13 protein-coding genes are annotated in these 12,515 nt (G+C 42.0%); 4 read left to right on the top strand and 9 right to left on the bottom strand.

Annotated elements, in window-relative coordinates; all coding sequences use genetic code 11:
- The first annotated feature begins 1 nt into the window (after position 1).
- The 3 genes from AAGR14_RS18035 to AAGR14_RS18045 all read left to right on the top strand — a co-directional run bounded on the left by AAGR14_RS18035 (position 2) and on the right by AAGR14_RS18045 (position 1,740).
- A complete protein-coding gene (locus AAGR14_RS18035) occupies positions 2-454 on the top strand; it encodes a hypothetical protein (protein WP_342645639.1) in 453 nt (150 codons plus the stop codon).
- Positions 455-461: 7 nt separating this feature from the next.
- Positions 462-1,160 carry a hypothetical protein gene (locus AAGR14_RS18040; protein WP_342645640.1) on the top strand — a complete coding sequence of 233 codons (699 nt, stop codon included), beginning with the start codon at positions 462-464 and terminating at the stop codon, positions 1,158-1,160.
- Between the two features lie 73 nt (positions 1,161-1,233).
- On the top strand, positions 1,234-1,740 hold the full coding sequence (locus tag AAGR14_RS18045; RefSeq protein ID WP_342645641.1) for a hypothetical protein: 507 nt from the start codon (positions 1,234-1,236) through the stop codon (positions 1,738-1,740).
- A gap of 53 nt (positions 1,741-1,793) precedes the next feature.
- On the opposite strand, the gene AAGR14_RS18050 is transcribed toward AAGR14_RS18045, so the two are convergent.
- The 5 genes from AAGR14_RS18050 to AAGR14_RS18070 form a co-directional block, all read right to left on the bottom strand.
- Positions 1,794-3,686, bottom strand: coding sequence for a DNA polymerase III subunit gamma/tau (locus tag AAGR14_RS18050; protein WP_342645642.1), 1,893 nt, complete (start codon positions 3,684-3,686; stop codon positions 1,794-1,796).
- A 191-nt stretch (positions 3,687-3,877) separates the two neighbouring features.
- Positions 3,878-4,492, bottom strand: coding sequence for a hypothetical protein (locus AAGR14_RS18055; protein ID WP_342645643.1), 615 nt, complete (start codon positions 4,490-4,492; stop codon positions 3,878-3,880).
- A gap of 5 nt (positions 4,493-4,497) precedes the next feature.
- Complete coding sequence (bioA, locus tag AAGR14_RS18060) at positions 4,498-5,763, bottom strand: adenosylmethionine--8-amino-7-oxononanoate transaminase (protein ID WP_342645644.1); 1,266 nt, start codon at positions 5,761-5,763, stop codon at positions 4,498-4,500.
- The gene (locus AAGR14_RS18065; RefSeq protein WP_342648705.1) at positions 5,760-6,200 is read right to left on the bottom strand and encodes an NUDIX domain-containing protein; all 441 of its coding nucleotides are present in this window, start codon (positions 6,198-6,200) and stop codon (positions 5,760-5,762) included. The genes bioA and AAGR14_RS18065 overlap by 4 nt, the downstream gene beginning before the upstream one ends.
- Positions 6,197-7,171 (bottom strand): cation diffusion facilitator family transporter, encoded by a 975-nt coding sequence (locus AAGR14_RS18070; protein WP_342645645.1) that lies wholly within the window; start codon positions 7,169-7,171, stop codon positions 6,197-6,199. The genes AAGR14_RS18065 and AAGR14_RS18070 overlap by 4 nt, the downstream gene beginning before the upstream one ends.
- Positions 7,172-7,259: 88 nt before the next feature.
- Here AAGR14_RS18070 and AAGR14_RS18075 point away from each other — a divergent pair, with 88 nt between their 5' ends.
- Entirely contained in the window at positions 7,260-8,453 is a 1,194-nt protein-coding gene (locus AAGR14_RS18075; protein ID WP_342645646.1) for a pyridoxal phosphate-dependent aminotransferase, read from the top strand.
- Positions 8,454-8,606: 153 nt separating this feature from the next.
- Here AAGR14_RS18075 and AAGR14_RS18080 read toward each other — a convergent pair whose 3' ends face one another.
- The 4 genes from AAGR14_RS18080 to AAGR14_RS18095 all read right to left on the bottom strand — a co-directional run bounded on the left by AAGR14_RS18080 (position 8,607) and on the right by AAGR14_RS18095 (position 12,425).
- Positions 8,607-9,161: an outer membrane beta-barrel protein gene (locus AAGR14_RS18080; RefSeq protein WP_342645647.1), complete on the bottom strand. Its 555-nt coding sequence runs from the start codon at positions 9,159-9,161 to the stop codon at positions 8,607-8,609.
- Between the two features lie 253 nt (positions 9,162-9,414).
- The gene (locus AAGR14_RS18085) at positions 9,415-9,954 is read right to left on the bottom strand and encodes a hypothetical protein (RefSeq protein WP_342645648.1); all 540 of its coding nucleotides are present in this window, start codon (positions 9,952-9,954) and stop codon (positions 9,415-9,417) included.
- Positions 9,955-10,376: 422 nt separating this feature from the next.
- On the bottom strand, positions 10,377-10,829 hold the full coding sequence (locus AAGR14_RS18090) for a 3-oxoacyl-ACP synthase (RefSeq protein WP_342645649.1): 453 nt from the start codon (positions 10,827-10,829) through the stop codon (positions 10,377-10,379).
- Between the two features lie 60 nt (positions 10,830-10,889).
- Complete coding sequence (locus tag AAGR14_RS18095) at positions 10,890-12,425, bottom strand: alpha-L-arabinofuranosidase C-terminal domain-containing protein (RefSeq protein ID WP_342645650.1); 1,536 nt, start codon at positions 12,423-12,425, stop codon at positions 10,890-10,892.
- Positions 12,426-12,515: the final 90 nt, after the last annotated feature.

Below are 12,515 nucleotides of genomic sequence, written 5' to 3' on the forward strand. Positions count from 1 at the left end.
GATGAAACAGATTTACGGACTCATAATTTTGGTAACAATGCTCTTTGTGGGCGGTTGCAAGCAAGATGAAGCAGTTATACCAGCCTCCCTGCAAAACTTAAAATTACTGGGTAAGTGGTATTTGGTATCTACACAGATATTAACGGCGACCGGAAACGATACCCCGGTTGGCGGCGATCCGATTCCCAGTGATAGTGACCAGAATTATTTCATTTTTAGAGAAAATAATGAGGCTACTTTTTCGTCAACGATGTATGCCCGGGTTTTTGTAGGATATTACTCCTCTAACAGCAGCGCATCTATTAAAACACTGAAATTCAAAAGCGGAGCTTTACTTTTGAATTATGTTTTAGAAAGCATTGACGACCAGACATTTGTTGTTACCGAATCATCAAGCAGCACCATTGCAGGAGAAATTACGACGACTCTTAAACGTTACACCTATAGCCGCTAAGCCAGTTTTGAAAAGATATATACTTACTATAAGCATTTGCCTTATCTCTTTTTTTGCAAAAGCCCAGTTAGGCTACAATTATGCACAATATGATGCAGGCCTGGGTATTGCCCTGAATTATGCCTATACCGATGCCGATACCAGAAAAGCGACACCGGCTGTACATCTGAATTTTACGTATAACCATACTCCCTTCTTAAATTACATTGCTGAGGTACAATTAGGCCGCTTAGCCGGTGGCGACTCTGTTAACACTTTGTCAGGACGGCAATTCAGAAATAATTATACTGCAGCCACTTTCAGAGCGCAAATACAGGCCGGCGAATTGTTGGATTACTCGCGCAACGTAGTGTTTAATGCATTAAAAAACTTTTATGTAAGCGGTGGTTTGGGCGTTATTTATAATAACATGGATGTAATTAACCGTACTTCGTTATATATTCCTGATTATACTGCAACCGGCCGTAATACCAGCACAGAACTGTTCATCCCGATTAAAGCCGGTTATGAGTTTAAAATTTTTAACAGCTACGATGAGCCATCAGTTAAAATAGATTTGGGATACCAATACAATTATGTACTGGGCGACCAGTTAGATGGCATTAAAGCGGGAAACCACAAAGATTTATACACTCAATTTGTGATTGGCTTTAAGTTTGCTGTTGGCGGTCATACCTCTTACCGCAAGTCTATATCGCGCGAATAAGTCTTCTATAAATTATTGGATTAAAACTTTGGCAGGATTTTTTCTGTTAAATAAACAAATAAAGTTTATCCCTATGAAAAACGATGATACCTTCTACCCTGGTTTCAATGACGAAAACCTGGACAGAGATAAGAAACTGAAAGACGACTTGGATAGTAATCCATCAGCACACGATTTAAAGTACGACCCAGAGACGGACAGCTACGAAATAGAAATTGAAAGCGATGATCCGGATTATGATCCACCGCAATTGTTTGACACCGCAGCTCCCGGGGGCAGCGATTTTGACTCGAGCTATGACGAAGCTAACCCATACGACACCCAGGGCGAGTATGACAAAAACAGATCATTGGTAACTGATGCCGAAGGTTTAGGTATGCACATTGATGACGGCAAAATTGTAGAGTTAGACCCGGTAGATGAAACACTGGCACGTACACCGGAAGACGACCGTGACGATTTAGATGAAGAAGGCTATCCTAAAAATGATGACGACCTGGATGAAGACGACGATGACGAGATCAAGACAGACGAAGACGTTAGCGGCAGCGACGAAGAAGACGACGAATATTTAAAATAGTAGCTGCCTGCTTAGGCAGACAGCTATCGTATCAATATATCAGAGAAAGCGGTTTAATCAAACTCAAGGTTAAACCGCTTTTTTAATTCCATCAATTGAGGGTTTTTAGCAGCCATGTGCTGAAACTTTTCTATGGATGTATATGGTTTTCTTACCACCGTTTGCTCGTCGATTCGTGTTTGCACCTCGATGTCGAAATTGCGCAACGTTGTTCGCAAGTGGTTCATCAAGCCCGGCTTTTCCTCTCTAAAAACGGCCTCCTGGGTACGGTTGCTTACAATCACCTCAAAAGCGTACGGCTTTGTCATCACCGGTGCGCTTGAAGTTAATATCGTAAACAATGTTGATTTACCATCTACTTTCACTTTAGCAGCAAAGTCGTTCCAGCACTTCAAAAAGCTATCCGGCGTAAAAGGCTCCTTATCTGTACCCTTTAAGTAAGGATCCTCCTCTTCTTCAATCACTGTGCCGCCTGCACCACCTCCACCTTTTAACGATGGGCTTAAAGATGGCGTAGCCAGCAACGAACCGGTAAGTGGCTTAATCATACCGGGGTTTTCGGCCAGGGTAGGCGCCGGCTTTTTAATGACCGGCTGAGGTGATGCCGAAGGTAGTGCCTCGGCTTGATGCGCAACAGGTTCGGGTTGCTTAAGTGCTGGTGTAGCCGATGGGTAAGATGACTTTGGCTCACTAACTATCGGCGGTGTTTTAACCGCAACCGATACCTCAATAGGTATAGCGTTGGCCGGCTTTGGCACCTCCGGAGCCGGGTTTACGACTGGATCAGTGTTTTTTTTTAAAGCCTCACCTGCTGGTGATGCCTGTTGGGCCGGTAAACTTGCCGCCGTAAAGGCTGCCTGCAAGTGGCATATTTTTAACAAGGCTAACTCTACCTGCAACCGCTGATTTTTGCTTAGCCGATAATTTAAATCGCACTGGTTAGCAATATTCATGGCTGATAGCAGGAACGACGGTGTAGATTGCTGCGACTGCTGTAAATACCGTTGCTTAATGCCCTCGCTCACTTCTAACAACTGCAAGGTTGCTGCATCTTTAGCCACCAGCAGGTTACGCAGGTGGCCACTTAAGCCAGTGATGAAGTGGCTACCGTCAAAACCATTGCTCAAAATTTCGTCGAACAATAATAGCGTTTTTGAGGTATCCTCGCCTAACAAGCTTTCAGTTACACTAAAATAGTAATCATAATCCAGAATGTTCAGGTTATCAATTACTGATTTATAAGTAACCTGCCCGCCCGAAAAGCTTACAATCTGGTCAAACATCGACAAGGCATCGCGCAAACCGCCATCTGCCTTTAGTGCAATAATGTGCAGGCCGTCGGGCTCGTAAGCAATATTTTCTTTTTGAGCGATAGCAGATAGGTGATTGGCCATATCCTCTACCCTTATCCGGTTAAAATCAAATATCTGACAACGGGATAAAATGGTAGGCAGTATTTTATGCTTTTCGGTAGTGGCTAAAATAAATATGGCATAGTTAGGTGGCTCCTCGAGCGTTTTAAGAAACGCGTTGAAGGCCGCCTGCGATAGCATGTGCACCTCATCGATGATATACACCTTGTAGCGGCCGGCCTGGGGTGGTATACGTACCTGCTCAATCAGGCTGCGGATATCATCAACCGAGTTGTTGGATGCAGCATCCAGCTCATGTACGTTAAAAGAATTTCCGTTTTGAAAAGCACGGCACGAATCGCACTGCCCACAGGCTTCGCCATTGGGCTGCAAGTTAGTACAGTTAATAGTTTTGGCTAAAATACGTGCACAAGTAGTTTTACCTACACCACGCGGCCCGCAGAATAAAAATGCCTGCGCCAGCTGATTATTTTTGATGGCGTTTTTAAGTGTATTGGTCACATGTTGCTGACCTACAACGCTTTCAAAAGTAACCGGACGGTATTTTCGGGCCGAAACAATAAAATTATCCACAGCACTAAGTTAGCCAAAAATGAAATAAATCAAGTCATGCTAATTTGAAATTAGCTTGTGAGGCCAAGTGCTTTATACAATACTACCTATCAAATCTGGTTCGTATCGCCATGCAGCTATTCGGCACTATTGATCTAACAGAGCGCGATAAATATTTATCGCGCTCATTATCAACACATTCTAATTTATTTCTAAGAAATCTGTAATTCAGCACCAACCTGGCTTACCCAAGACTCAAACAAACGAGTTTCTATAGCTACTGATTTATCAGCGTGTACTTGCCAATCGGCAGAGAAGTTTTGCAACTGGTTAAGCATTTCTTCCAAATGGCCTTCCTCTTCGAGGATAATTGATTTGACGTTTACCTTACTGCCTGCTTCGGTAAGGGCCTCCTGATAAACAGGGTAAAGTTCGTCTGCACGTACTTCGATAGCATAAGTTACCAGCAAATAGGCAGCAAAACGCAGCTCAGTGCCTTTTAGTGCCAGTTTTTCTTTAAGGTATCGGCAAACATCAATATCCAGCTGGTTTAAGTACCGTTTACTATGTGTAGCGGCCAATAAATATTCGGGTGAATACGTTGGCAAAGCAACGCCTTCTATTTTTTCAATCTGTTTTTTAAGATAGAAAGCATGACGATGCTCTTCGGCTGCATGCTTCAAAATAATGTAAGTTACTGTAGTTGGGTCTTCACTGGCAGAAATTTTACGCGCCCCCGTATTTTCCATCAAAGATAAGGTGTTTAACCAGCGGGCGTGTACAGTGTCGTTATTTACAATATGAGTAAACAGGCTTTTAAGTTCCATAGGTTTTACAAAGTTTTAAGCGCTTGCAAAATAGTGCGGTAAATATAATCGAGCTGCTCGTTGGTTATGCAATAGGGCGGTAAAATGTATACCACGTTACCTAACGGCCGCAATATGATCCCGGCGTTTAAAAAGTATTGATAGAGCGTGTCGCGCAGATTACTAAAATAAGAGGTTTGGCTGCCGGTTTCCCACTCTATTGCCAATATAGTTCCGGTCTGCCTTACCGTTTTAACACCTTGATGCTCCTGTAATTGTAAGGCAAACCGCCGGTGACTCTCAGTGATACGCTGTATATTTTGAGCTGTTGATGGCTCCACAAACAAATCCATACTGGCCAAAGCTGCCGCACAGGCTACCGGGTTGGCGGTAAATGAATGGCCATGAAATAAAGTTTTCAGCCTATCATCCGACAGAAAAGCATCATAGATATGCTGAGTGCAAGTTGTTACCCCTAAAGCCATAGTGCCGCCTGTAAGTCCCTTTGAAAAACACATGATATCGGGCTGATGCTTTAGGTGGTCGCAAGCAAAGGCTTTACCTGTACGGCCAAAACCTGTAAAAACTTCATCCGCAATGGTAAAGATATTCTCTGTATGGCAGTGCACTATCAGTTCATCCAGGTATGCAGCCTCATACATCAGCATCCCCCCTGACCCTAAAATCAGCGGTTCAAAAATAAAACATGCCATTTCATTTTTTAAGGCTGTAATCTGAGTTTTTAGATCTTCGATATTATCCTGATCGGGCAACTCAATAAACTCTACATCAAACAGCAGCTTTTCAAACGCGTTGGTAAAGGCACTGCGGGCACTTACGGCCATAGCACCAAAGGTATCGCCATGATACGCATTTTTAAACGCAATGATTTTGGTGCGTTGCCCGCCACGGTTATACCAGTATTGCAGGCACATTTTTATGGCTACTTCAACTGCCGTGGAGCCATTATCTGAATAAAAAACTTTACGCTGATTATTGGGTATAATTCCCAGCAGGCGTTCAGCCAGTTCAACAGCAGGTTGGTGGGTAAAGCCTGCAAAAATAACATGCTCCAGCTTTTGCAGCTGTTCGGCAACTTTAGCCGCTATATGAGGATGTGCATGCCCATGAATATTTACCCACCATGACGATATAGCGTCGATGTAACATTTCCCTTCTTCGTCATATAAACAGGCACCTTCGCCGCGTACAATACCTACCGGAGGTGCAGCAGTTTGCATTTGGGTATAAGGGTGCCATATTACTTTTAAATCTCGCTCGCTTAAAGTCATGCTTTGTTTTTTAATAAGTCCACCACATATTGGTCTATCGGGAAGGTTACATCAGCAGCCTCTAACTCGCTAAGCTTTTTCCAGCGGAAAGATTGCAAAGAATCTCCGGTACCGTCAAAATCAAAGGCTTTGGTTTTGATTGGGAACGTGAGTGGCGATACATTTTTAACCAGATAGTAAATGCTGATTAATTGCGAATCGTTAAAAGCCGACTTCACATAAAAGTCAGTGGTGTAAAAGTGGCTTACAATGTCAATTTCGGTATCGCACTCTTCTATAAATTCGCGCTTTAAGCCGTCAGTCAGTCCTTCGCCAAACTCCAGGCCTCCACCCGGAAACTTGGTGAAGCGATAACCCTGCTCCTGCTCGTCGGTAAGCAGTACCTCCTGCTGATTATTAATCAGCAACCCGTAAACACGTACATTAAAATACATTATTCGTAATGTTTTTTGTTGCGGATGATGTTTTCCATGGTCCATTCGATATCTAACCGCTTAGGTTCTGACCGGATGGGACAGTTAGGCATGCTGCAGTAGTGGCAGCATTGCGGCAAACAAGGGTCGGTATGTATAAACAGTTCGGTAAACACGCCAGCCTTTTCATTAATAAGTTTATCAACCAACACTACTTCCTGATGTACGCGGTTGAGGTCGAAATAGTTGGGCAAGGTCATATGGCAATCCAAGTGCAGTTCGTGACCGTATTTTTGAGCACGCAGGTTATGGATATCAATCCATTCCGGTTTACGCTCAGTGTTTAACACGCTTATAATTTCTTCTACTACCGCAAAGTCGGTTTCATCCATCAGACCAGCTACCGATTTGCGGATGAGTTTATATCCGCTATAGCATATGTATAAGCCAACCGTGATAGAGAGCACACTATCCAACCAGGCAAAGCCGGTAAAATAAATCAGCAATAAACCTAACACCAGGCCGCCGCTGGTCACCATGTCGGTAAGCAGGTGCCTGCCGTCGGCATCCAGCGTAATTGATTTCAGCTGTTTGCCCTTATGAATCATGTAATAGCCCAAGGCGCCGTTAATGGCGCCGGTGATACCGATAATGAGCGCACCTATTAACAGTTCATGTATTTCTTGTGGATAAAACAATCCGTAAACTGATTTGAAAAGGATACCGATACCTGCTATAGAGATGAGCGCCCCCTCTAAAAACACCGAAAAAAACTCAACCTTTCCGTGGCCATAAGGATGATTTTCGTCGCGGGGCTGTGAGGCAATATAAATACTAAAAAAAGCGAAGGCACTGGCTACTACATTTACAATACTTTCGGCAGCGTCGGTAAGTACAAAGTTAGAGGAAGTGATAAAATAAGCACTGAATTTGGCCAGCATCAACACCACACTCACTATCAGCGCTACAATAATTATATTCCGTTTGTCTTTCAAGAGCGTAAAATATGGGCAAATTTAATCATAAGCTGACTAAATACGGGTAAAGTAATTTTCTATATTTGCCGCAACTTGATTTTTAACTATGAACGCACTGAGTGACAGAATAAATAATTTGTCTGAATCACAGACAATTAAAATGGCAAAATTAGGCCGCGAACTGGCCGCAAAAGGAGTTGATGTTATTAGCCTGAGCTTTGGCGAACCAGACTTTCACACGCCTGAGCATATTAAGGAAGCCGCCAAGCAAGCCCTTGACGAGAATTTTACTTATTATACCCCTGTAGCCGGTTATCCCGACTTACGCAAGGCCATTGTTCATAAGTTAAAAACAGAGAACGATTTGGATTACGATGCTAATGACATTGTAGTATCAACCGGCGCTAAGCAAGCCATTGCCAACGCAGTATTGTGTTTAGTTAACCCGGGCGAAGAGGTAATTATTCCAACGCCTTACTGGGTATCGTACTCTGAAGTGGTTAAACTGGCCGAAGGTAAAAGTGTATTTATAAATACCACGGTTGAGCAAAACTTTAAAATTACTCCGGAGCAATTGGAAGCGGCTATTACCGACCAAACCAAACTTTTCATGTTTTCGTCGCCGTCTAACCCTACCGGAAGTTTATACAGCAAAGAAGAATTAGCTGGTTTGGCTAAAGTTTTCGAACGCTATCCGCAGGTATATATCCTGTCTGACGAAATTTACGAGCACATCAATTATGTAGACAAACACGAGTCGATTGCACAGTTTGCCAGCATTAAAGACCGCGTGATTATTATCAACGGTTTTTCGAAAGCTTACGCCATGACCGGCTGGCGCATTGGCTACACTGCATCAAACAGAGAATTAGCTACGGCGTTTGATAAAATGCAAGGACAGATAACCTCGGGGACTTGTTCTATCGCCCAGCGTGCAGGCATCACTGCCTATATGGGTGGCCTAGATTCAGTATTACAGATGCGTGCCGAATTTAAAAAACGTCGTGATTTAGTGTATGGCCTGTTACAGGATGTTGAGGGCTTGAAGGTTAATTTGCCCGAAGGTGCTTTTTACTTCTTTCCGGATGTTACTGCATTTTTTGGCAAATCATTTAACGGCCGTACCATCAATGATGCAGATGCTTTGAGCTTATATTTATTAGAAGAAGGCCATGTAGCTGTGGTTGGCGGCGATTCTTTCGGTGATCCGAAATCAATCCGTATATCATATGCTGCAGCCGAAGACAAACTGATTGAAGCGGTAAAAAGAATTAAATATGCTTTAGGCCAATTGCAATAAGCAGTATCATTTTGTATAGAAATAAGAAAGCCTAATTACTAAAGCGTAATTAGGCTTTCTTATTTTTCAGTATGTCAGCGAATCATTTGCAAAAAAATGCCCTGCCAGATCTAAAAACCGGCAGGGCATTTTATTATGAAATATCAAACTTTATTAGAAATTGAATATGTACGCTGCACGTAAAGTGATAAAGCTAACGTAGTCACCACTATGGTTTACGTTTTCATAACGGAAAGATACATCCAGGTGATTAGTTTCGTAACCGATTGAGGGTGCTAAGGTTTTAGCAAAATGTGATTGTTTTAAAGGGTTAACATACGGGTCAACATAGGCAACACCTAATTCACCACCAAAATAAGCCTCTGGCAAAAAGTATGCTTTAGCTCCTACACGCAGTGGGATCATTTTAAAGTCAGCCCGCTGAACAGGATTACCACTTTGATTTTTGGCAGGCAATATGTAATAGCCAGTACCACCGGTTACACCTAAGTTCTGAGTAACGTCATACTGGTATTTGATAGAAAAGCCTACTCCTCCAGTATAAATCTGGTGTCCAGGGTTCATGGTGTAGAGGCCTTCTAAACCAACGTTAACGTGTGATACATACTGCGCGTAACGCTCGTTGTTACCTAATAGCTGAGCCTTAGCGGTTGATGCACTCAAAAGTGCAAAAAGGATTACGGCGATTAGAGGTAAGTTGAATTTCATAAACGATATGTGTGATAAAAATTTTTCCAGACGAATATAATTTAAATAGTTAACATTGTTACGAAATATTTGTTTTTATTAAAAAAACATTCTAAAACTATAACTATTAAGTATAATATTTTCAAAAAAAGCCGAGTTACGTTGCAATCTATAATGAGTTAAATATATTTCGCCGTACACTTATAATATATGTTATACAACAACGGCCTCACTTAAATGTTAAGGAGGCCGTTGTTATTTTTTTGGCTTTGTATTACAGTTTAAAACCGTAAGCTAAACGAGCAGCAACCATACCATAATTGTCATTCTGACCAGAGAAGCGTTCGTAACGTACACCTAAGTCAACGTTGCTCCAAGAATAGCCAATGCCAGGAGCTAAGATTAATTTAGTATTTTTTGCGTATTGAGTTTCAAATCCGGCACCAACTTCACCTGCTACATAGAAACCACTACCAGCGTAAGCTTTAATACCAGCTTTTAGAGGAACTATACCTTGGTCTTTAGGATTTACACTAACTGACCCTACATTATAATTTCTTGAGAACAGGTTGTAATAACCTGATGTTGCAGTGAAAGCAACGCTATTGCTGATACCATACTGTAAACGTGCTGTACCACCTAAAGCAAAGTGCGAAAAGTTCCTTAAATCGCCTGTTGGTACACCTGCCTCAACGCCAACACCAAATCTCCATGCATTAGGAGGAGTAGTAGTTTGAGCTTTAACTGCATTTGTAGTAAATAGAGTGGCAACGGCAAAACCTGCAGCTGCTATAACTTTTGTTAAGTTTTTCATGATTTTTTGATTCGTTTTTGTGAACTATGTTAAGTTATGTACCAATAAGTACACAAAGCCGTAAACAAATACTTTGCCACTTAACAATTTATAAACACCAGATACTGTGTTTATACCGTGCAGCTAATTTTCACAGAAATTAAATGTCAATTCGCTGCAATGACCATTTGATTGATTTTCAGTTCATTTTTAGTTAATAAAAATTTACTTAAAATAGAAAAGTCATAAAAATGTTAAATGCTTTTGCACCGAAAATGCCATGTATGATAAGTGTACTATTTAACTGCCATTTAGTGCACAAATGGCCTTTATTGTAATAGTTTAGGGACAATATAATGATTATATAAACAAGTTTTATTGAGATTTACATTTATGTTTTGACCATTAAAAGTTAAAACAACAGATCTAAATCAGAAACTGGACTATAGCACTTCAGTAATCAAATAGCGCTTACCATTAAAATCGAATTGGTCGCCAATACGGGCGCCCTTAAGTTTAAGCCCCACAGGCGATGCGGTAGAAATGGCAACATAAGCCTCATTGTTTACCCGGATGTTACCTGCGCTAATAGACAAATAGAAATTGCCTTGGTTAGTTTTAATAATGCTACCGGCCTCGGCCGTGATTGATTGCGCGACTGTACCTATACGATTTAGCGCCACCATCAGTTTGTTGGCTTCGTTTAACTGTGTAAGGTTGCGGTTAGTTTCTTGCTGAGCCATTTCGCGACCAGTTTCATACTTATCGCCAGCACTGCTTTTGGTATCATTGTTGGCCGCCTGTTGTGCCTCGGCAATAGCTTGCTGTGCGGCGTCCATACGCTGCTGCACGTAGTTAACACACTGTTGGTGTAATTGCTCTTTTAAAGTACTCATTAAAAAATAAAGTCCTGCTTAAACCACTTAAGCAGGACTTGCAGTAAAAATAAGTATTATTTAATATAACTCTAAAGCTACTACCGATTTTGCAGGCAAACTTACCATTAGCTTATCACCATCGCGCTTAGCGCCGTTGAAGGCTTTAGGCACTACGTTCATCGGTTTAGTAAAGGTGTTAACATCTGCAGTACTGCCTGAGGTAAGTACTTGTCCGCTTACTTTACTCCATTTCACATCCTTAAATACGGTGCTTACATCTACAGTATTATGCGAATCCAGGTTAACCAATGTAAGGTGCACTTTACCGGCTTTATCCTGCGAAGCTGATACATTTACTGCTGGCAGTTTATTACCATCAAATTCGTAATCCGGCGTATTTAACTGTATGGGCAGGTACTTAGCATCTTGGTGCACCTTATACATATCAAATATATAATAGGTAGGGGTCAACAGCATTTTCTCTTTGTCTGTTAAAATAAGCGACTGCAGTACATTGATTGCTTGTGCCAAATTGGCCATTTTTACCCGGTCGCAGTGGTTATTAAAGATGTTTAGGTTAGTGCCGGCTACCAGTGCATCGCGCAAGCTGTTCTGCTGGTATAAAAATCCTGGATTGGTGCCTGGCTCAACGTTAGTCCATACGCCCCATTCATCCACTACTAAAGCCACCCGTTTTTTAGGATCGTATTTATCCATAATAGCCGAGTGCTTGGTTACGTACTCTTCCATACGTAGAGTATTCTTGATGGTGTTAAAATATTCTTTCTCACCAAATCCGGTTGCAGGGCCTTTATCGTTCCAGTGCCCAGTGGGTATGGTATAACTATGTAAAGACAGTCCCCACATGCGGGTTCCCACCTTTTTCATCATCGTTTCTGTCCAGTCGTAATCACCATCGCTTGGTCCGCAAGCAATTTTACGCAGTTTGGCATTCGGGTAATCACGGGCGTAGGTGGCATAGCGGCGAAACTCGTCGGCATAATGTTCGGCAGTCATGTTACCACCGCAACCCCAGCTTTCATTACCTACACCCCAAAATTTAACATTATACGATCCGGGATGACCATTTTGCTTGCGCAACGCCGTAAGCGGACTTGCACCGTCAAAGTTTAAATACTCTACCCACTTGCTCATCTCTTCAACGGTACCGCTGCCAACATTGGCAGATACGTAAGGCTCGGTATTTAGTAGTTTGCATAACTCTAAAAATTCGTGGGTGCCAAAGCTGTTATCTTCTACTACCCCACCCCAGTTAGTATTAATCATTCTAGGGCGTTGTGTACGCAAGCCAATGCCGTCTCGCCAATGGTATTCGTCGGCAAAACAACCGCCCGGCCAGCGTAAATTGGGTATTTTAATGCGTTTCAAGGCGTTTACAATATCCAGCCTGATGCGGTCCTGCTTTTGCACAGGCAAACTTTTGTCTACCCAAAATCCACCATAAATACCGTGGCCCAAATGTTCGGCAAACTGCCCATAGATGTGTCTGCTAATAGAGTCTTTCGAGTCGTTACTTACAGTAATGCTCGCTTTTTTTTGGGCATAGCTGTTAAAGCTAATGCCAGCCAGTAATAGAAGTAAATATTTTTTCAAGGTACAGGGAATTGGTTAATTGTCAATTATACAATTATATGATATATACCTATTCCATTTTAAGAATTGTACGATATTTACATCATTTCT

Origin of the sequence: Mucilaginibacter sp. CSA2-8R (assembly GCF_038806765.1) — a bacterium.
Lineage (GTDB): Bacteria > Bacteroidota > Bacteroidia > Sphingobacteriales > Sphingobacteriaceae > Mucilaginibacter.